The following is a 19,276-nucleotide window of genomic DNA, read 5'->3' as shown; positions in this document are numbered from 1 at the left end:
CTGTCAGTCGAAGTCCGCGTAGGGGGTGAGAGGCCTTGGTGGCATGTCGAGATCCCCTTGCCAGGGCTTGAAGGTGTAGCGCAGGAACAGGGTGACATGGCTGGGGGCATAGTCATCCGCCTGCTGGATGTCCACCCGGCCACCGATGCGCCAGTGCTCCGTCAGCCTGTGTTCCACCACGCCATTCAGGGTGTAGCCGAATCCACTGCTACTGCCCCCTTTCACAGGCGCATTTCTGTCTGGCAAACCGCTTGGCAACAAGCCTTCCAGCGGGTAGCGGCGACTGTCGTCGGTGCGGGCGTAGGACCAGGAGCCCGATCCGCCCAGCTCCCACGACCAGTCCGGGGTACGCTGCCGGTAGCTCACCGGCACCGAGAGCGAGAAGTACCCCTGCGGGCTGTAATAACCCCCCTGTCCCAGGGTATAGCCCCCCAGATCCTGCTGGTAGTGCCACAGCATGGTGCTGAGCCCCACGCTGGCACGGCGATGGGTCTCGTTGACCAGCTTGTAGTAGCCGCCCCCCATCAGCCGGGTGCGCCAGTTGTCGGGCACGTTCTTGCCGGTCAGCAGATGCTGCTGGGCGCTGCCCCAGAACCCGACGGCCCCTCCCAGATCCCGGCTGAGATCGAGGCGGATCCCGTTCGCCCGCACCCCGCCCCAGCTGATGCCCGTGCCCGGATCCACCGTTCCCCCATAGGAGAGCAGCGAGCTGCTGACGGGCCGACGCGAGAGGGTCATCCCCCACCCCAGCGTGTGCCAGTCACCGGTCAAGGTGGCGCCACCAACCCAGTCCACCACCTCGAAACCGAGGGGCGTGGTCCCCAGATCGAACGCCCAGGCCCCCCGCTGCCAGCCTGCCGCCAGGGTGGTCCCCCGGCTCTGCTGGTGCGCGTCCCCGCGGCAGTCCCTGGCCGCACAGGTACCGAACTGCGCCCGGTAAGGGGAGTCCGGCAGATCTCCGGCATCCATGTCGACCAGTTCAAGGCGGCCGAAGGCGGTACCACCGGCCAGCGGCGTATCCAGTTGCGCCATCTGGGTCAGCGCCCGCAGATCCGAGTAGCCCCCGGTACCGCTGGAGCCCCAGTAATCGCTGTCGAGGGAGAAGGTGGTCTGACTCTGCCGGTAATGTCTGTCAAGATCGCTGCGCAGGCCGGATGCCAGCCATCCCTCCCCATCCTGACTACGGGCCAGCCGGGTCAGCTCGCCCCCCTCCAGATCCTCGCGGGGGGCCAGACCTGCGGCCGCCAGCCCCTTGCGATCCCGCACCAGAGCCCCTTCCACATCATGCTCGGCAACGCGCTGGCGGGCGGCATCGCGCCAGAACAGCGCCGTCTGCTGGGAGGCTGGTTGCATCGCCACCAGGGGTTCGTAGTCGGTGAAGATGGCGCGGGCTGTCTCGCCCTCTCCCAGCGCCTGATAGAGATTGGCTACCCGGCGGTAGTAGTTGGCCCCCTCCGGGGGCAGCGGGCTGACCGGCCAGGCGGGCAGCCAGTGACGGGCCTTTGCCAGATCGCCCCTGGCCTGGGCCAGTTCGGCCATGCCAAGCCTGGCCTCGGGCTGTTGCGGCGTGCGGGCAAGCACCTCCTGATAGCGCTGCTCCGCCAGTGCATAGGCCCCCCGATCCGTGGCCCACTCCGCCTGCATCAGGCTTACCTCTTCATCCGGCTGCAACGGCTGAAGCAGGCGTTCGGCCCCCTCATCATCCCCGGCCTCGTGACGCGCCCTCGCCCTGGCGAGCACCTCGTCACGGGCGAGGCGCTGATCCAGCGCATCCATGTCCTGTGTCCAGCCGGACCTAGGGATGGCGGCCAGCACCCATCTCGCCTCCACCATCTTGTCCTGCCCCGAGAGATAGAGGGCGGTGGCGTAGCGCAGGGTGGCATCCTGCGGGTGCGCCGCCAGCCGTTCCCGCAAGAGCCGCTCCCCGCTACCGGCTTCCCCGAGGCGGGCCCGGGTATCGGCCACTCGATAGGCCAGCCACACCTCTTCCGGGGTCAGCGCGAGTGCCTGCTCGCGAAGGCGCAGCGCCGCCGCCACCTTGCCGGCCCGATCGAGCTGATCGGCCTCCTCCTGCAACAGCCCGGCCTTGAGCCGCCGCCCTTCGGCCTGCATCCCGGGGGGGCCCTGCTGCTCCAGCAGGGCCAGAGCACGCGCCGGATCCTGCTCCTTGTAGAGATCGAACAGGCGGGCCAGTGCCCGCTCCCGCGCGTTCCCCATAGCGAGCGCCTTGCGGTAGGCGGACTCCGCGTCGGCATCGCGATGGCGGCCACGCTCGCTGTCTCCGAGCCCCAGCCAAGCTTCGGGCTCACGCCCATCCTGGGCGATGGCACGGCGATACAGGGTCGCCGCCTCATCCCACTGCTCCCGTTCCAGGGCGCTGCGCCCCTGGCTCACCAGCAGCCAGTAGCGGTTGGTGGCCAGCAGGCTGCGCCATTTGTCCTTGTCGGTCACCTCGGGGTGTGCCAGCACCCGTTCAAACTGGGCGATGGCCAGCGCTCGCTGATCGTTGCGGGAGTAGGCCTGCCCGAGGGCCCCCATGAGTTCGGGATCCCCCGGGTTGGCAGCCAGGGCACGCTGCAAGCGGGAGATGGAGGCACCACCTCCCGCCGTGCTTGCGAGCGCCGACTGGCGTGCACGATAGGCGGGCGAGGCCCACTTCTCCTCCTGGGCCGCGAGCAGCTGTTCCGCCTTGGTGGTATCCCCTTCGCCAAAGAGCACCATGTACTCCTGCAAGGCAGCGATGCTCCCGGGACCGATGGGCAGGGATTCGATGTCCGCGAGCCAGATCTCGGCGGCCTCGTCCCGCTGATAGGGGTCTCGCGCCATCTCGCGCAACAGGTTCTGCGCCCCCTGACGCCGACCCTCCGCCAGATAGAGGCGAGCCAGCCCGCCCCGCACTCTGGGCTCACCCGGATATTGCCGGTTGAGTGCCTCCAGGGCCGCCAGCCCCTTTGCCTTCATGGCCGGGATCCGTGTCTGCAACAGGGCATAATCCACCGCCACGTCGAGATTGGGGGGCAAATCACCGGAGAACAGGGAGCGATAAAGACGCTCGGCCTCCTCCAGCCTGCCGGCGCTGGTCAGCAGCCTGGCTTGTTGCAGTTGCTGGCGCCTGGCCGGTTCGTTCAGGGCCAGGTTGGCCATGCCCTGACGATAGAGCGCAGAGTCGGGGTCTTGCTTGCCAAGGCGGGCCAGCAGTGTCCCGGCCTCCTTGACCTTGCCCTGGCGCAGGGCCTGACGGGCCTGGGCTGCCAGCAGCTCCGGATGATCGGGCTCCACCAGGGAGAGGGAATAGAGGCTGTTGCTGACGAGATCTTCCCGCCCACGGGCCTCGCCAATCCTGACCTGCTCCAGCAACCAGGCCACCGGCTGTACCGTCCCTTGCGCCAGGGCTCCGCTCATCAGGCAGGCGAGCAGGCACCCCAGGGTCACTCTGCCTGACATGACTCGCTCCAATCCGGCTGCAGGGTACCGTCGGCGGCAAAGCGATAACGCCCCTGATCCCAGCCTGCGCCGAACAGGGTCAGCACGCTGCCGTAGTAGGCATTCGCATCCAGCCCGTGATCGGAGACCTGCTTGCGCAAGGTGACCTGCGCCGGCAAGCCCCGTGACAGGGGCAGAAGGGCGGCGGCAAAGCCGCTCGGGCCCTTGCCCTGAACCTGACCACTTTGGCTGGAGACCCGCTCGGGAAGCTGACCCGATTCGGTCAGCTGCGCCAGCATGGGGGCAAAATGGGCCACCAGGGAAGCCCTGGCGGGATCCTCCTCGCTCAACATGCCGAGCCAGAGATAGACGCGGATGGCGTCATAGCCACCGGTGTCGCCCTTGTCCGCCGTCACCTGCCATCCCTTGTCGGCCTGCCAGTCCACCCAGTCCGGGGCAAAGCCACGGGGCGCACTCTCCTGCAACAGCTTGGGCAAGAGGGCCCGCATCTCCCCCCAGGGCCCCTGGAAGGAGGCGAATCTGGCCAGCAGTTGTGGAGGCAGATAGCTGGGATTGAGGGTCCAGCGTCCCTCCCCCTCATAGCCTTTCGCCCCGGGCAGCAACACGGGGCCGAGACCCGGCAGCGTGGCGACCTCTTCCCGGGCGATGCGGCGCAGCAACAGGGTGCCGAGGGCAGAGTAGCTGTGGTTGTCCCACAGGCGACCTGCCTCCAGCAGGCTGTAGGCTATCCAGAGATCCGAATCGGACGCGCTGTTCGCGTCCAGCACGCCCCAGTTGTCGTCCTGCTGCCTGCCCCAGAGCCAGGATGGCAGGAAGCCGGTCAGATCCCCGCGGGCGAGCTGCCGCTCCGTCCAGTCGAGCAGGCGGGCAAAGGTCTCCCTGTCATCGTTGACCAGGGCGAAGAAGAGGGCATAGCTCTGGCCTTCCGAGGTGGTGATGCGGCGCCCGTCGGCAGGGTCGATGACCCTGCCCTCTTCGCTGATGTAGTGCTGGCGAAAGTGATCCCACTCCGGCCAGTGGCAGACGGCCTGCGCCGGGAGGGAACAAAGGGCCCAGAGGAGCAGGGCACCACAGACATTTTTCATCTGAGTCATCTCTTAATCTTCCTTCAGACGGCGGCGGCTGGCACTGGCAAGCAGCACCCGCAGGCCCCAGCCCAGTACCAGCATGCAGAGCAGGGTCAGCCCGGCAAGACGCACCGGATAACGGGCAAACAGTTGCCAGAGACGCTCCCACCACGGCAGGTAGCCCACCTCGTAGCGATCCCCCACCACCAGGCTCTTCACCCCGGATTCCCGGATGATGGCCACCGAGCCTGCCACCTGATCGCGCAGGGTCCGGGTCTGCAGGGCATCATTGAGCAATGTGACCCCCGCCGGTCCATCCGCCAGCAAGGCCACCAGGCTGCGCTGATCATGGGTCGGCGATTGCAGCCCCAGGATGACGGCGATGGCCCGGTTGCCCGTCATGCCCACCCGGGCCTGGGGCTGGCGATCGGCCATGGTGTGCAGCAGATCCCCCTTGTGCTGGCGGGTTGGCTCGTTGACCCAGCTGCGCGTGGATTGCAGCAGGGCGTCGGGAGCCAGATCCCCTCGAAACTCCTCCGGCAGGATGCCGATGAGCAGGGTATCCCGATCCGCGGTGCGCGCCCGCTCCCAGTCGTCCAGAACCTGCAGGGAGAGCGCCGGATACCCGGTCTCGGCCCCGATGGCACCGACGGCATCGAGCAAGGTGGTGATCTGCCCGGGATGGGGTCTGGCCGGCATGACAATCTGGGTGTCGGCGAGATCCGCCATCCGGCTGAACGGGAAGCCGGCATAGGCGAACGCCTTGAGGTCGGGCATCTCGATGAAGTGGCGATAGCCGGTGAAGTCGATGGTGGAGCCCTCGTCAATGCGCACCTGATGGGCAGGCGGCATCACCAGATCGCAACGGCCATCCTCCGTCCCTCCCATGTATTGCTGGGCATACTCGAACGAGAAGCTCAGGCTGTTGGCCTGGGTGGTCTTGAGCCCGGGCATGCGCAGCGCCATGGTGTCGCCGTCGTCGGCAAACCAGAGCGGCAGGGTCAGCAACCGCTCACTCTTGATCTCGCCGGGCTCGAGCGTGAACGACTTCATAAGCTGGCCGTTGACCGCCACATCCAGCCGGGAACCGTCGCGCAGGGTGGGCGAGGTGTGGTGATACTTCAGCTCCGTCCTGATGCCGTTCTCCCCCAGCAGATAGAGATCCGGCGGCAGGCGCAGCGTCAGGCTCATGGGCCACAGCGTGCGCCCCGTTGCCTGCAACTGGCCCGGGTACTCCGTGAGCTCGTCAAAGCGCATCTTGCGATCCAGTCGCACCCAGTTCGGGGCGTCGTAGGGTTGACGCGGGGAGAGCGGCTTCACCTCGTCCACCATGACGCTCTGGCCACGCAGCATGACATCGCCTCGCGCCAGCCCCTGCACCGCCGTCAGCAGATCCTGCCGATCCCGCCCCAGGATCAGCAGCAGCTTCACATAGGGGTTGTCGGGGGAGCTGATCATGTCGATGGTGGGCCCCTTCACCTCGGGATAGTCCACCAGGAAATCGGGGCGCGCGTCATTGGTGGCAAAGATCACGGCGTTGCGATCCGGCAACTGGTTGATGAGCACCGGGAAATGCTGGCCCCGCCACTGGGCCCTGGTGCCGAACCAGGAGGCCAGCACCGCCGCCGCCTGCTGCTGCTCCGGGGGCACTGAGCCCGTGAACACCATGGGCAGAGTCAGCTTGCCATTGTCCCGCACGTCGAGGAACGGCATGGGGAAGAAGGAGAGCTCGTTGCGCACCGGCAGGGTCTGCAACTGCAGGGTCAGCTTGCTGTCCCGGTTGACGTTGAGCCAGAGGGTATCGCTCGCCGGGTTCTCGCACACTTTCCGATAGTGGCCGACGAAGCTCACCTTGAGGCGGTTGAAATCCTTGGCATAGCGGGGATCCAGCTCGATGCTGGCATGGGTCATCGTCCCCATCTGATCCTGGTTGAGGGCCGTCACCCCCATCAGCTCGTCATTGAGATAGACCTTGACCTGGGAGATGAGCGGCAGCAGGGAGGGCGATGGCGTGAAGTTCAGGTCCAGGGTGGCCCGGGTCACCACCTCGTCCCGCCGCACGGTGAAGTCGGCCAGTCCGTCTGGCGCATTGCCGCGCAGGGAGAGGGTGCCTGGCGATGACGCCATCTGTTCAAAGCTCATCCCCTGGGTGCGCACCGGAGCGGGAACGGGCGGCAGGGGGCCGACGGCCTCGGCGGCGGTCGCACCCTGCGCCATCAGCAGGAGAGGAATAAGGTAGCGTTGTGGTTTCATCATCCTTTCACTGTCTGTGAGGTCGGAGTCCCGGCCCGGAAATCTGGGGAGACGCGACGGGGAACGAAAGAGAGGAGCCAGCGAGCCAGCTTCTCGAGGAGGATACAAACAAAGCCGATGGGTGAGGTACGGGCCAGACGCCAGTAAGCTCCCCAGCCGAGCAGGGTAATGTCGATCAGGCTGTGGAGGGGGCGATCCTTGCCCAGACGCTGCTGCCACAGGGACCAGGTATCGGCCCGGGCGAAGGTGCACTGGATGAACTCGACATGCTGTGCCTGCGCCATGGGCTCCAGCTCCAGTCCCAGCTTGCAGCCGAACACTCGCTGCACCTTGGCGGCGAACGCCTGCTCCCGCTGGTCATGGCGCAGCAGCAACCAGACCCTCTCCTTGTCGGCCAGGGGCAGGGGCGCCTCGAGCAGTACCCCGACCCCCCCGTTGGAGTAATCCCTGACGGTACAGGGGTAGAGGTGACCGTTCGCCAGCCTGATGGCCGCCGGCATCACCATCTCCACCCTGGGATTGGCACGGACCTGCCGCGACTCGAAGGCCACCGCCAGGGCGCCGCCCAGTATGGTCATGTTGTAGAGGGTCCAGATCATGCTGAGGATCAGGGTCGGCACCTCGTCGGCAGGGCCGGTGCCGATGCGCCAGAGGCCGAACCCCAACCCGCACAGATTGAGCAAGATCAACAGCAGATAGGGGCGGGAGACCGACAGATCGAGGAACACCTCCTCCGTCATGCCCCCCTTGGCAGTCACGTTGAACGTCCCCTTGTGGGGTGCAAAGAGCGCCACCGTGGTCGGCCTGGCGATGTACCAGGCCAGCACCGTCTCATAGACCTCGCCCCAGAAGGAGTGGCGCACCTTGCCCTGCAACCGGGAGTTGGTCAGAGCGCTGTGGAAGATGTGCGGCAACATGTAGAGGGCGATGGCCGCCGCCGGAGCATAGATGATGTAGGCGTGCAGGATAAGGAAGGCGAGCGGCGCCGTCAGGAAGATGAGCCTCGGTATGCCCGAGAGGAAGTGCAGCATGGCATTGAAGTAGCACAGCCGCTGCCCCAGCTTGAGCCCCTTGCCGAAGAGGGGGTTGTCCAGACGCAGGATCTGCACCATGCCGCGCGCCCACCGGATGCGCTGACCGATGTGGGCAGAGAGGCTTTCGGTGGCCAGCCCCGCCGCCAGCGGGATCCGGATATAGGCCGAGGTGTAGCCGAGGCGGTGCAGCCGCAGGGAGGTATGGGCATCCTCGGTGACCGTCTCCACCGCGATGCCGCCGATCTCGTCAAGGGCGGTGCGCTTGATGACGGCGCAAGAGCCGCAGAAGAAGCTGGCATCCCACATGTCGTTGCCATCCTGCACCAGGCCGTAGAAGAGGGCCCCCTCGTTCGGCATCTTGCGAAACCGTTGCAAGTTGTGCTCGAACGGATCGGCGGAGAAGAAGTGGTGGGGGGTCTGGACCACGCCCAGACGGGGATCCCGGTAGAACCAGCCCACCGTCATCTGCAGGAAGGAGCGGGTCGGCAGGTGGTCACAGTCGAAGATGGCGACCAGATCACCGGTGGCCATCTTGAGGGCGTGATTGATGTTGCCCGCCTTGGCGTGCTCATGGGTCGACCGGGCCACATAGCGGATCCCGGCCTCCTCGGCGAAATCGCGAAACGCCGCCCGCCCCCCGTCGTCAAGCAGCCAGATGGTCAGCTTGTCGGCGGGCCAGTCAAGCCCCATGGCGGCGTAGACAGTCCCCTTCACGATGGCGAGATCCTCGTTGTAGGTGGGGATCATCAGATCCACGCTGGGCCACTGGGCCGGATCCGCCGGCAGTTGTGCCGGGGGGCGGTGCAGGGGCCATGCGGTCTGCCAGTAGCCGAGCAGCAGCACCAGCCAGGCATAGGTCTCGGCGGCCAGCAGCAGCAGGCCGCAGGCCAGGCTGACGGGATCGAACCAGTCGAGGGTCGAGGTGTAGCGCCACCAGATGTAACGGCAGGAGATGGTGAGGGAGAGCACCATCATCATCAGCATGGGATAACGGCCCGGCACGGCCCGCAGGATGAAGGCCATGGCCGCCAGCAGGAGGACGAACACCAGTTGTGCCTGCAGGGTGAACGGCTGGGTGACGCAGAGCAGGGAGAGGCTCCCGGCCACCACGCAGAGCAGCACGCTCTTCCAGCGTGCCTCGCGGGGCGTGGCCCTGGCGGCGGCCAGCCCTTTCTCCTCCTGGCGGGCCAGGAAGGCCCCGAGAGCCTGAGTACCCATATGCCAGAGCCGTTGCCAGGAGGCAGGCCAGCGCAGGGGGATGGGCTGTGGGCGACGCACTATCATCCAGAGGCTCTGCAACAGAACGCGCAGGGGATCCCCCACCCGGGGGTGCGTCAGCTGGGGATAGAGTCCCCGGGCATGGCCCAGCACCCATTGCCAGCCATGACGCTCGAGGGGGAAGAGAGCCCAGGCCAGCAGCCAGCCCAGGGTCAATGCGGCCGCCCCCGGGCGGGAAGCCCCCCGATCGCGCAGTGCGCGATAGCGCTGCGAGCACCAGAGGCCCGCAGCCGGCGTCAGCAGCCGCACTCTCATCGGGGCGCCTCCCCCTCTGCCAGACACCAGGTCGCCAGGGCGGCCAGCTCGTGGGCAACCAGACTGGTGGGCGCATAGCGGCCGACCGGCAGCTTGGCGGCCATGGCCTCCGCCATGGCTTCGTCCCTGTGCAGATGAAGATTGAGCAGAGGGAGCCCCCCTGCCAGCCAGAGATCCAGCAACCCCTGCTGCAGGGCCCGCTGGCTGGAGAACTGGGTCACCAGCAGACGCTCATCGGCCGCCCAGAGGTGGCGGTGAAGCCGCACATGGCAGTTGGCATCCGCATTGACCACCAGCAAGCGCATGCAGGGAATGACGGGGGCCATGCCCCGGGGGAGATCCAGCAGCACCAGATCATAGCCATCGATCCCCGCCAGCCACTCGGCCGACGTCCCCTCCCCCCCGCCATGGGAGAGCAGATCCAGTCCCTCCTCCCGGCGGTGAAGCGCTCCTCGCCACTCCCGCGCCGGCTGGGTCAGCCGGCTCCAGCCTCCCGGATCGTCATGGTGCAGGCCAAGGTGGATGCCAAGCTGGTTGTCCGGGCAGAGATCCACCGCCAGCACCCTTGCCCCCTGCTCATGGGCAGCCTGGGCCAGTCCGGCCACGATGGCGGTGGTCCCCACACCTCCCCGGATCCCCTGCAGGGCGATCACCTTCATGCAGACCTCCCCTCGCCAGTCCCCTCGGTCCCTTTCACTGCCACCTCCGCCAGCAGGGGGAAGCGTGCGCACAAGGCGGCGAGCCGCTCCCTGGCGGCAATATCCTGATAGGAGAGGCTGACACCAAAGGCCTGCTGGACCATGGCCACGTCATTGATCACCGTGCCCTCCACCGGGACGCCGAAGGGGGTCTGCATGTCTGATTGCCGTTCGCTGCGCATCGTCACTTCCGGTCTCATTGGGGATAGGGGACCCAGTCCCCCTGCCCCAGCTTGATGTGGTACTTGCCCTGATATTCGATCACCACCGAGCCCTGGTTCTCGGACACCGGCGGGGTCTGCGGCAGGTCGCCCAGCAAGGCATCCCAATCGATGGTCTCGCTCCCGAACACATCCTTCCCCACCAGCCTGGAGACCAGTTCTGATACCGCCAGGAAGCTGCTGGGGGTGTCCACGTTGCGGGTCGCCTCGTGGGGCGCCTTGGTACCGAGCAGGGCAACCCCCACCGGCACCTGGGTGATGCTCGGGCTGGGAATGTCCCGCAGCCCGGCCATCTGCATCTTGTCGCCGGTGAGAGCGGCGCCGTGCTCAGGCACCATCACCACGGCCACCTTGCGGCCGGATTGCTCCAGCGTCGTCATGAAGTCGTCCAGCTGATCCAGCAGGGTCTTGAGCCTCTCCTTGTAGGGCGCTATCTGGCGGCTCGCCACATAGCGGTTGCCATCGTGCAGGGCGATGAGGTTGAAGAAGGTGACGTTGCGTGCCGCCTGACTCTGTGTCCGCTCGTTCAGCCAGCGGCCGAACAGGGCATCCCCGCGATAGATGGGCTCGCCATCGAAGGAGGCGAGATCATGGGCCAGTCCCTTCTTGTCCATAGGGGTCACATCCAGCCCGGCATACTGCTGCAGGCCGGTCAGGTAGTTGCCAAAATCCCCCGAGTGATCCATGGCCACCTGTTTGGCAAAGCCGAGCTGGGCCAGGTTCTCGAACAGCAGACACTGCTTCGGCGCCGTCACATAGAGCCCCTGGTGGCTGGTCTGCCCGCAACTGGCCCGCAGCAGGCGAATAGAGCTCGGGCCGCTGTAGGAGGTGGCGGAGTTGAAGCGGTTGAAGCGAATGTCGAAGTGGGACCAGACCGGATGCCCGCTCAGGCCGCTCGCCTCCACGTCATGCCAGGCCAGGGAGCAGACATTGATGATGAGCACATCGAAGGGGGTCGCCTGGGCTGGCAGGCTCTCCGGGAAGTGCACCAGTCTCTCCTGCTCCTCCCGATAGAAGTCATCGAGATAGGCGTTGAGGTTCTCGTTGGTCGGCGGGGCACTCTGGTCAAGCTGCTCCTCCATGGGCAGCACTGAAGAGCGGGTCTCCTCCCGGGACGTGTTCAGGGCATGCTCGCTCGTCCCCTTGCTGCTCGCGAAGGGATTGCTCACCTGGGGCGAGACCCAGAGCCAGAGCAGCGCCAGCAGGATCCAGGGGGTGAAGCGCAGCCACTGGGCGATGAACAGGTAGAGGGTCAGTATCACGAAGCCGATACCCACCATCTCCCAGTTGATGAAGCGCCCGAGCAGCTCCAGCCAGTAGTCCAGGGTGAAGGAGAAGACCTGGCTTCCCTGATCGAGAATGCTCTCTATCCCCGGCAACCAGGTGTCGTGATAGAAGATCCCCACCCCGATGGGCAGCGCCAGCCAATGCCGGAGGCGCCGCAGCCCCGCCCCGGGCAGGGGAAAGATCAGGAAGGCGGCAAACACCAGGTTAATCAGCGGGTGAAAATTGAGGTAGCCCGCCCAGAGCAGGGCGAACTTGGCAAGAAAATAGACATTCCAGCCACCCAGGCCGTGCCAGTCCAGCCAGGGAGAATCGGCATCAGAAACATGTCGGGTCATCGGCGATGAGTCACCTGTTATCGTGGGCCCCCCGAAGGGGCCGGGCACACTGCAATGGTTGTCAAAAGAATAGCCTGACTATTATGCAACTATTAATTTGTCTCAGGTGGCGCTGAACCTGACTCCCCCGGATGGGTGGGAGGGGAATGAGAGGGGCCGTATGTATCCATATATTATCCAAACGATCCCGATAAGGCAGCCTTCTCTGACAAAATGGGGGGAACGTGCAGACGGGATGCAGGATCCTGACAAGGGCCCCGCGCTTACCACTGCGACAGACTTTGTCAGCCCTGTCGCCATCTCGAACAACTTGAGGCCACCTCTGGATTGCGCCATCATATCGGCCCGGCTGATGGCCGGCCGAATTGGACAGTCAACTTCAAGGACCCCCCATGTTTGAACACGTCGATGCCTATGCTGGCGACCCCATACTGACGCTAGTCGAGACCTTCCATAAAGATACCCGCGAGCAGAAGGTGAACCTGGGGATCGGCCTCTATTACGACGAGCAGGGCCGCATTCCGCTGCTGCCGTCGGTGCAGCAGGCCGAAGCGCAGCGCGCCGCCGCCCCGGCCCCGCGCCCCTACCAGCCGATGGAAGGCGCCGCCAACTACCGCACTGCGGTGCAGCACCTGCTGTTTGGCGCCGAGCACGAAGCGGTCAAGGCGGGTCGCATCGCCACCATCCAGACCATCGGCGGCTCCGGCGCACTGAAGATCGGTGCCGATCTGCTCAAGCGCTACTTCCCGACCTCCGAGGTGTGGGTCAGCAATCCCACCTGGGACAACCACAAGGCGATGTTCGAGGGGGCCGGCATCAAGGTGCACGACTACCCCTATTACGATGCGGCCACCGGCGGCGTGCTGTTCGACGCCATTATCGACTGCCTGAGCAGCCTGCCTGCGAAAAGCATCGTGCTGCTGCACCCCTGCTGCCACAACCCGACCGGGGTGGATCTCTCCCGTGCCCAGTGGGACAAGGTGATCGCCCTGGTGGTCGAGAAGAACCTGATCCCCTTCATGGACATCGCCTATCAGGGCTTCGGTGACGGGCTGGAAGAGGATGCCTATGCCATCCGCGCCATGGTGGCCGCCGGTGTCAGCTTCTTCGTCAGCAACTCCTTCTCCAAGAACCTCTCCTTCTACGGCGAGCGCTGCGGCGGCCTGTCGGTCATCTGCCAGGATGCCGAAGAGGCGAGCCGGGTGCTCGGCCAGATGAAGGCCACCGTGCGCCGCAACTACTCCAGCCCCCCCACCCACGGCGGTCAGATCACCGCGGCTGTGATGAGCCAGCCCGAACTGCACACCATGTGGGTCGGTGAGGTGACCGAGATGCGCACCCGCATCAAGGCCATGCGCCAGAAGCTGTTCGAGGTGCTGAGTGCCAAGGTGCCGGGCCGCGACTTCAGTTACTTCATCAACCAACGCGGCATGTTCAGCTACACCGGCTTCACGCCGGAGCAGGTGGACCGCCTTCGGGAAGAGTTCGCCGTCTACCTGGTGCGCTCCGGTCGCATGTGCGTGGCGGGCCTCAACAGCCGCAACGTCGACTACGTGGCCGACGCCATGGCCGCCGTGCTCAAGGGCTAAGCCCGCAAGCCCCGCTCAGGCGGGGCTTTTCATTTATCCCCTTGCCCGTGGAACCGTGATGGATCTCATTGCCCTCTCCCGCCTCGGCGGTCGCCACCTGGTGACCCTGCATCTGCTGCTCGACACCCGCAGTGTCACCCGCAGCGCCGAGCGGATCTGCACCACCCCCTCCACCGTCAGCAAGACCCTCAACCAGTTGCGCGAACTGCTGGGGGATCAACTGCTCTACCGCCAGGGCAATCAGTTGCTGCTGACCCCGTTTGCCGAGCGGCTCGGCCCGACGCTGCGCCGCCTGCTGGGGGAGCTCAACGGCCTCACCAACCAGGAAGGATTTGCCCCTGCCAACTGGCAGGGGGAGCTGAACCTGGCGATGCGGGAGAGCAGCATGATCTGGCCCATGGGGGCCATACTGGGTCAGTTGATGCAGGAGGTGCCGGGGCTGATGCCCGTCGTGCGTAACAAGGACGAGCAGGGACTGGCTGCTCTGGCGGCGGGCAAACTCGACTTCGTGATCCTGCCCCACGATCAGAGCCAGCCCGGGGTCAATCAGCCCGGCCTCGTCTGGGAAACCTTGCGGGAGGACGAGCTGGTCTGCCTGATGCGCGCGGATCATTCGGCGTTGATGCGCCCCTGGGATCTCGATGCCTACCTGAGCTGGCGCCACATCGCCATTCGCGATCAGGAGCTGGCCGATCCCTTCTTCGAGCAGAGTCTGGCCCAGCGCCAGGTACGGCGCAGACTGGGGGCCACCCTGCCGGATTTTGGCAGCGCCGCCGCCCTGCTGCGCCAGAGCGATCTCATTCTCACGGCCGTGAAGGGCTGGGCTACCCGGGCTTGTACCCAGGGGTTGGTGAGCCGCCCTGTCCCCTTCGATTACGGCGCCGTGACCCACAGCCTGGTGTGGTATGGCCCCCTGGGGGAAGATCCCGCCCTGCGCTGGTTCCGTCAGCGCATCCTGCGACTGGCCCGGGAGCTGGACGCCCCACAATGATGCCTGGTGGCAGGAATCAGGGTTTCTTGGTGTAGATGGGGCCTGGGAAAGAGGTGACGTTGTTGCCCAGTTCGGTGATGCGGGCGGCCCCCTGCTTGCGCACCTGATCGACCCGCAGCACGTGGTGCATGGGAATAAGGGTGCGGGTGACGTCGGCAAATTCGCTCTTCAGCTTCTCGTGGCTGGGGTCGACGATGAGCGCCGTGTGGGTGTCCCACACGAAGTGGGCGATCTCGATGAAGCCGAACAGCTGGCCCTGATTCACCTCTCTTACATAGACTTCGTAACGCTCGCTGTGACAAATGAACTGCACTCGATAAAGGGCGTTGGATTCACTCATGGGTATCTGTTGGTGATGGACGGTTTGCCCATTCTAGCCGTCCCCTCGGACAGCCCCTATAGACAGAGTTCACAGTTGCGTCATATCGGGTCTCAGCATCCCGACGTGCCGCAGAGCTCAGATCGCAGGCAGCATCACGGCCCCAAACCCCTTGGCCTTCAATGCGTTGGCAAGCACTGTCAGGTCAGCCGACCCGGCTTCTGGCCATGACAGCGCCTCCCCTCGCACCCCGTGGTGGCGAAAACCGTTGAGGCGGATGGGTACGGGTCCCAGCGACAGCAAGAAGGTCGTCAACGCCTCCTGCAGCGCGCCGGTGGCATCGAGAAAATCGCTGTGCCCCGGCACCAGCAACAGCCGCACCTCCGCCAGCTTGCCCGCCTGCGCCAGCAGTTGCAGCGACGCCAGCACCCGCTCGCGGCCATAGCCGGTCAGGGAGAGGTGTACCGAGTCACGCCACCCCTTGAGGTCGATCATGGCGCCGTCGAGCTGCGGCAGCAACCGCTGCCAGCCTGTCTCCGCGAGCGAGCCATTGCTGTCGAGCAGACAACTGAGATGGGCCAGATCCGGCGCAGCCTTGATGGCCGTGAACAGGGCGATCACGAACGGCAACTGGGTGGTCGCCTCCCCGCCGGAGACGGTGATGCCGGTGAGCAGCGGGCCATAGCGGCGCAGCAGGGCCAGCACCTCGGCCACCGACATCTGGCGCGTCTTGGGGTTGGCACTGCGCGGGCAGGCCTCCAGACAGGCGTCGCAATCGGTGCAGAGCGCCTCCTGCCAATGAACCTTGCCCTCGCTCATGGCGAGGGCGCCACTCGGGCAGACCGCAAGGCAGTCGCCGCAATCGTCGCACAGCCCGATAGTGTGGGGATTGTGACAACCGGGGCAGCGGAAGTTGCACCCTTGCAGAAACAAGACCAGCCGGTTGCCCGGCCCGTCTACGCAGGAAAAAGGCAGCACCCTGCTCACCAGGGCGCTGCGCGTCAGCAGAGCTTCATCCATCGGACTCGGCTCAGTACTGGCTGATGGTCGACTCATTGGCCACCACTCGCGGTGCCCGCTGGCGAATAGCGGTCACGTCACTCGCCTCGGCACCAAGACAGGTGGTCTGCAGCCGCGACCCCTCCTCTGCGAAGCGGCCCACGTCGCTCTTGCGGATCATGTAGCCGGTCACCCGCACCAGATCGCTGTCGGCCACGTTGGCGGTGAACTCGCGCATGCCGATGGCGAGCGCCCCCTTGCAGAGCTGCAGCAGTGCCTGCGGATTCTGGCGGATGGTGGGATCCAGGGTCAGGATCTCGCTGATCCCCGAGTGGTAGTAGCCGTGGTGCGGCGCCAGCGCCAGCACATGGCTGGCCGGATCCGGCTCCTGCCCGTAGGGAATCCGCACCCCCGGGGTCACCGCCACATCGATGCTGAGGCCGCCCTGTGAGTGCAGCAGAGCGTGCCCACCCCAGGCATGGGCCTGCGGCGTCGTAGTGACATATTCCGAAAGCTGGGCCGAGATGCGATAGCCAAGCTGATTTGCCTCTTCGTCGTGACCGTAGCGGCCCGGCAGATTCTCTTTATCCATCAAGATGTTGACCGCTTCCGCCATGCCGTAGATGCCGAACATGGGGACGAAGCGATCCTCATCCAGCAGCCCCTCCTTGACCAGGAAGCTGTCGAAGAAACCGGACTCCTCGTGCAGGAAGGCGGCGCGCACCGCAATCAGCTGGGACGTGAGACGGCAGTAGTGGGGCAGCAGACAGCCGAGGAAATCATCGATCCCCTGTGCCTGCTCGGCGACTCGCTTGAGGGAGATCCGCACCAGGGTGTTGGCGCCACCGGCCTGCGGCAGGGCGTTGTAGCAGCTGACGATGCCAAAACCACGCTGGTCGAAGGTATCGCGATGGACCGGGTAGTTGGCGATATGCGGCTTGCTGCACTCGGCGATATTCTTCACCGCCAGCAGCAGCAGATCGTCGGGAGTCTGCTCCGGATCGTGGAAGAAGGTGAGGTTGGGGGCCACCTGCTTGAGCTCGTTGTCGATGCGCAGGATCAGGCGGCAGATCCGGTTGTCGTCGGGACCAATGTTGACGTGCATGAAGGCATCCGGCAGCACCCGATCCAGATAGATCCAGAAGGCCTTCAGCTTGCGATGGAGCGTTTCATCATCCAGCTCACCGACGAAGGGCAGCAGCAGGTGATCGAGGCGCCCCAGCCAGACCGGCATGCCGGTGACGGAGGGCACGTGGTGGTAGAGGATGCGCAGGGCATCGAGGGCCTCGTCGAAGTCCAGGGGGAGCGCCAGCTCCAGCCAGGCCGAGCCCTGGCGCAGAAACCGCTCGTAATCCGGCAGCACATAGCGCGGTTTGTGGGGAGCGTGTCCCTCGAACATGTCGCACAGCACCCCTTGTGCCATGGCATCCTGCACGGCGGCAGGCAACTCGGGGTAAGGCAACGCGTTTTCGGCGGCGAGCGCCAGGGCGTGGCTCTTCTGGGCCGGTGACAGCAGGGGGTCGCGCACGATGCGCTGGCAGGTTTCGGTGAAGGACATGGCTCGCTCCTCGGCGGGTGGAACCAAAATCCTCACACTTGAGAGGCCTTTTTTGAAGTGACATTCCCAACAGGGCGGATATCCCATCAAGACATCCGCCATGCCGGATCACGGCACGCCCTTCACCAGGGCCAGAACAGGGCCACGCCCCCCAGCCAGCGCAGCAGGAAGAAGCCCCCCATGCCGACGACCACCACCACCAAAGTAGGCAGGCGCAGCAGGGTCAACACCGTCACCAGCAGGGTGGCGGCCAGGTAGTCCGGATCCCAGTCCAGCCCGTGGCCGGGCTCATAGCTGAAGACGATGGGCAGCCAGATGGCGGTCAGCACCGACTGGGCCGAGAAGCTGAGGAAAGCCCCCATCTCGGCCCCCGGCTGATAGCGGGTCAACCGCGAGAAGAAGGCAAAACGGTTGAAGAAAGTGATCAGGGCCAGCAGCCCTATCATCAGCCAGCCCATGATCACCTCCTCATCCGGTGCAGCACATAGCCCACCACCATGCCGGCCAGGGCCGAGACGATGATGTGGATCTCCGCCAGCAGCGGCTTGGTGACGAGCGCCGTCCCGCCGCTCACCAGGGTGGCCGCCACCATGGGCAGGTTCTTCATGGCGGGGAGCGTCATGGCGATAAAGGTGGCGGCAATGGCAAAGTCGAGCCCCATCTTGTCCAGCCCGTCAATGTACTGGCCGGCGGCGATGCCGAGCAGGGTCGCCAGGTTCCAGAACAGATAGAAGACAAAGCCCGCGATGAGCGCATAGGCGGGATTGAAGGCGCCGCTGCGCTCCCTGTCTTTCAGCGCCACCGCAAACATCTCGTCGGTCAGGAAGAAGGCGAGGCTGGCCCGCCAGCGCAGGGAGAGCGGCAGCACGTCTCCGCGGAAGGTGAAGCCATAGAGCAGATGCTGGGAGGTGATCACCATGGTGGAGCCCATGATGGGCAGCAGCGGCGTCCCCGCCCCGAACAGGGTGGTGGCCGAGAGCTGGGCCGCCCCCGCATAGACCAGCAGCGACATCAGCTGGGCCTGGAGCGGGCTCATACCCGCCTGAAGCGCCAGGGCGCCACACAGTATTCCCCAGGGGATGACGGAAATGGAGAGCGGGAGCATATCCAGGGTGGCACGCCACCAGAGCGCCCCCGTGCGCTCGGGCACAGGGAGGCGGGTTTCCGACATCATGGGATCATCCTTGTCACAGCCAATGCGAACCGGAAAAACTAGCACGGCGCAGGAGGCAGTGTCACGTCATGGTCTGCGACAAATGCAACGCCCGCATGAGAGCGGGCGTTGGCAGACAGGATCAGGGCTCGATGATGATGGGAGTGCCGGGCTCGATGGCGTTCCAGATCTCGTCCATCTCGTGGTTCAGCACCGCGATGCAGCCATTGGTCCAGTTGGACGGCTGCACCCTGCGATCCCCCAGGCTGTTGCGCTGGCCGTGGATCATGATCATGCCGCCCGGGTTCACACCCAGCTCGTTGGCGCGCTTGATGTCGTCCAGATTCGGGTAGTTGATGTGAATGGCCTTGTAGAAACCGGAGTTGCTCTTCTTGTAGTCCAGGGTATAGCGACCTTCCGGGGTACGCTGATCCCCCTCACGCTGCTTGTGTCCTTTGGGAGCCGGGCCTAGGGCAATCCAGTAGCGCTTCACTTCCTTGCCATCCTTCATCAGGGTCAGGCTGTAACTCGACTTCTTCACCACCACCATATCGGCGGACAGAGTGGCAAAACTCAACGCGGGCCACAGCCCCAGCAAACACAGCAATACGGCTCTCACTATCCATCCCTCTGCGAGCCTTCTGGGCTCTCTTGTTAGCAAATCATCTGAATGTCGCCACTCTCTGGTGGCGAGCGAGCGCCATGATATGGGATCGCCGTGAATACTCAATATATCGGGAGAAACATATCTGTGGCCAGCAGGGGGAAATGGCCGTCAACCCGCCATGCAGAGGC

General features: G+C 65.2%; 15 protein-coding genes. 2 read left to right on the top strand and 13 right to left on the bottom strand.

The window, feature by feature from the left end:
• Positions 1 to 3: 3 nt before the first annotated feature.
• From bcsC to bcsG, 7 genes are read right to left on the bottom strand one after another with little or no spacing between them, the layout of a single operon-like run.
• Positions 4 to 3,444 (bottom strand): cellulose synthase complex outer membrane protein BcsC, encoded by a 3,441-nt coding sequence (gene bcsC, locus AB5Y93_RS15295; RefSeq protein ID WP_368229759.1) that lies wholly within the window; start codon positions 3,442 to 3,444, stop codon positions 4 to 6.
• On the bottom strand, positions 3,429 to 4,538 hold the full coding sequence (gene bcsZ, locus AB5Y93_RS15290; protein ID WP_368229758.1) for a cellulose synthase complex periplasmic endoglucanase BcsZ: 1,110 nt from the start codon (positions 4,536 to 4,538) through the stop codon (positions 3,429 to 3,431). The genes bcsC and bcsZ overlap by 16 nt, the downstream gene beginning before the upstream one ends.
• A 3-nt stretch (positions 4,539 to 4,541) precedes the next feature.
• A complete protein-coding gene (gene bcsB / locus AB5Y93_RS15285) occupies positions 4,542 to 6,764 on the bottom strand; it encodes a cellulose biosynthesis cyclic di-GMP-binding regulatory protein BcsB (protein WP_368229757.1) in 2,223 nt (740 codons plus the stop codon).
• On the bottom strand, positions 6,764 to 9,331 hold the full coding sequence (bcsA, locus tag AB5Y93_RS15280; RefSeq protein ID WP_368229756.1) for a UDP-forming cellulose synthase catalytic subunit: 2,568 nt from the start codon (positions 9,329 to 9,331) through the stop codon (positions 6,764 to 6,766). The genes bcsB and bcsA overlap by 1 nt, the downstream gene beginning before the upstream one ends.
• A complete protein-coding gene (gene bcsQ, locus AB5Y93_RS15275; protein ID WP_368229755.1) occupies positions 9,328 to 9,990 on the bottom strand; it encodes a cellulose biosynthesis protein BcsQ in 663 nt (220 codons plus the stop codon). Before bcsQ ends, bcsA begins: the two co-directional genes overlap by 4 nt.
• Complete coding sequence (gene bcsR, locus AB5Y93_RS15270; protein ID WP_368229754.1) at positions 9,987 to 10,211, bottom strand: cellulose biosynthesis protein BcsR; 225 nt, start codon at positions 10,209 to 10,211, stop codon at positions 9,987 to 9,989. Before bcsR ends, bcsQ begins: the two co-directional genes overlap by 4 nt.
• A 14-nt stretch (positions 10,212 to 10,225) precedes the next feature.
• Entirely contained in the window at positions 10,226 to 11,872 is a 1,647-nt protein-coding gene (gene bcsG / locus AB5Y93_RS15265; protein WP_368229753.1) for a cellulose biosynthesis protein BcsG, read from the bottom strand.
• Between the two features lie 392 nt (positions 11,873 to 12,264).
• Between bcsG and AB5Y93_RS15260 the strand changes: the two genes are divergently transcribed.
• Positions 12,265 to 13,461, top strand: a complete 1,197-nt coding sequence (locus tag AB5Y93_RS15260; RefSeq protein ID WP_368229752.1) for an aromatic amino acid transaminase — start codon at positions 12,265 to 12,267, stop codon at positions 13,459 to 13,461.
• A gap of 58 nt (positions 13,462 to 13,519) precedes the next feature.
• Complete coding sequence (locus tag AB5Y93_RS15255; protein ID WP_368229751.1) at positions 13,520 to 14,452, top strand: LysR family transcriptional regulator; 933 nt, start codon at positions 13,520 to 13,522, stop codon at positions 14,450 to 14,452.
• A 16-nt stretch (positions 14,453 to 14,468) separates the two neighbouring features.
• Here the strand turns inward: AB5Y93_RS15255 and AB5Y93_RS15250 are convergent, their stop codons facing one another.
• The 6 genes from AB5Y93_RS15250 to AB5Y93_RS15225 all read right to left on the bottom strand — a co-directional run bounded on the left by AB5Y93_RS15250 (position 14,469) and on the right by AB5Y93_RS15225 (position 19,100).
• Positions 14,469 to 14,792: a DUF1820 family protein gene (locus AB5Y93_RS15250; RefSeq protein ID WP_039039461.1), complete on the bottom strand. Its 324-nt coding sequence runs from the start codon at positions 14,790 to 14,792 to the stop codon at positions 14,469 to 14,471.
• A 117-nt stretch (positions 14,793 to 14,909) separates the two neighbouring features.
• On the bottom strand, positions 14,910 to 15,791 hold the full coding sequence (locus AB5Y93_RS15245) for a YjjW family glycine radical enzyme activase (protein WP_368229750.1): 882 nt from the start codon (positions 15,789 to 15,791) through the stop codon (positions 14,910 to 14,912).
• Positions 15,792 to 15,801: 10 nt separating this feature from the next.
• Complete coding sequence (locus AB5Y93_RS15240; RefSeq protein WP_368229749.1) at positions 15,802 to 17,328, bottom strand: YjjI family glycine radical enzyme; 1,527 nt, start codon at positions 17,326 to 17,328, stop codon at positions 15,802 to 15,804.
• A 122-nt stretch (positions 17,329 to 17,450) separates the two neighbouring features.
• Positions 17,451 to 17,786, bottom strand: coding sequence for an AzlD domain-containing protein (locus AB5Y93_RS15235; protein WP_010672834.1), 336 nt, complete (start codon positions 17,784 to 17,786; stop codon positions 17,451 to 17,453).
• Between the two features lie 2 nt (positions 17,787 to 17,788).
• Entirely contained in the window at positions 17,789 to 18,502 is a 714-nt protein-coding gene (locus AB5Y93_RS15230) for an AzlC family ABC transporter permease (protein ID WP_368229748.1), read from the bottom strand.
• A gap of 121 nt (positions 18,503 to 18,623) precedes the next feature.
• Positions 18,624 to 19,100 carry a murein L,D-transpeptidase family protein gene (locus tag AB5Y93_RS15225; protein WP_029313677.1) on the bottom strand — a complete coding sequence of 159 codons (477 nt, stop codon included), beginning with the start codon at positions 19,098 to 19,100 and terminating at the stop codon, positions 18,624 to 18,626.
• Between the last annotated feature and the right edge of the window lie 176 nt (positions 19,101 to 19,276).

The sequence above is a fragment of the Aeromonas sp. R10-1 genome, assembly GCF_040908465.1.
Classification (GTDB): domain Bacteria; phylum Pseudomonadota; class Gammaproteobacteria; order Enterobacterales; family Aeromonadaceae; genus Aeromonas; species Aeromonas caviae.
This window is presented reverse-complemented; position numbering and strand designations above follow the sequence as displayed.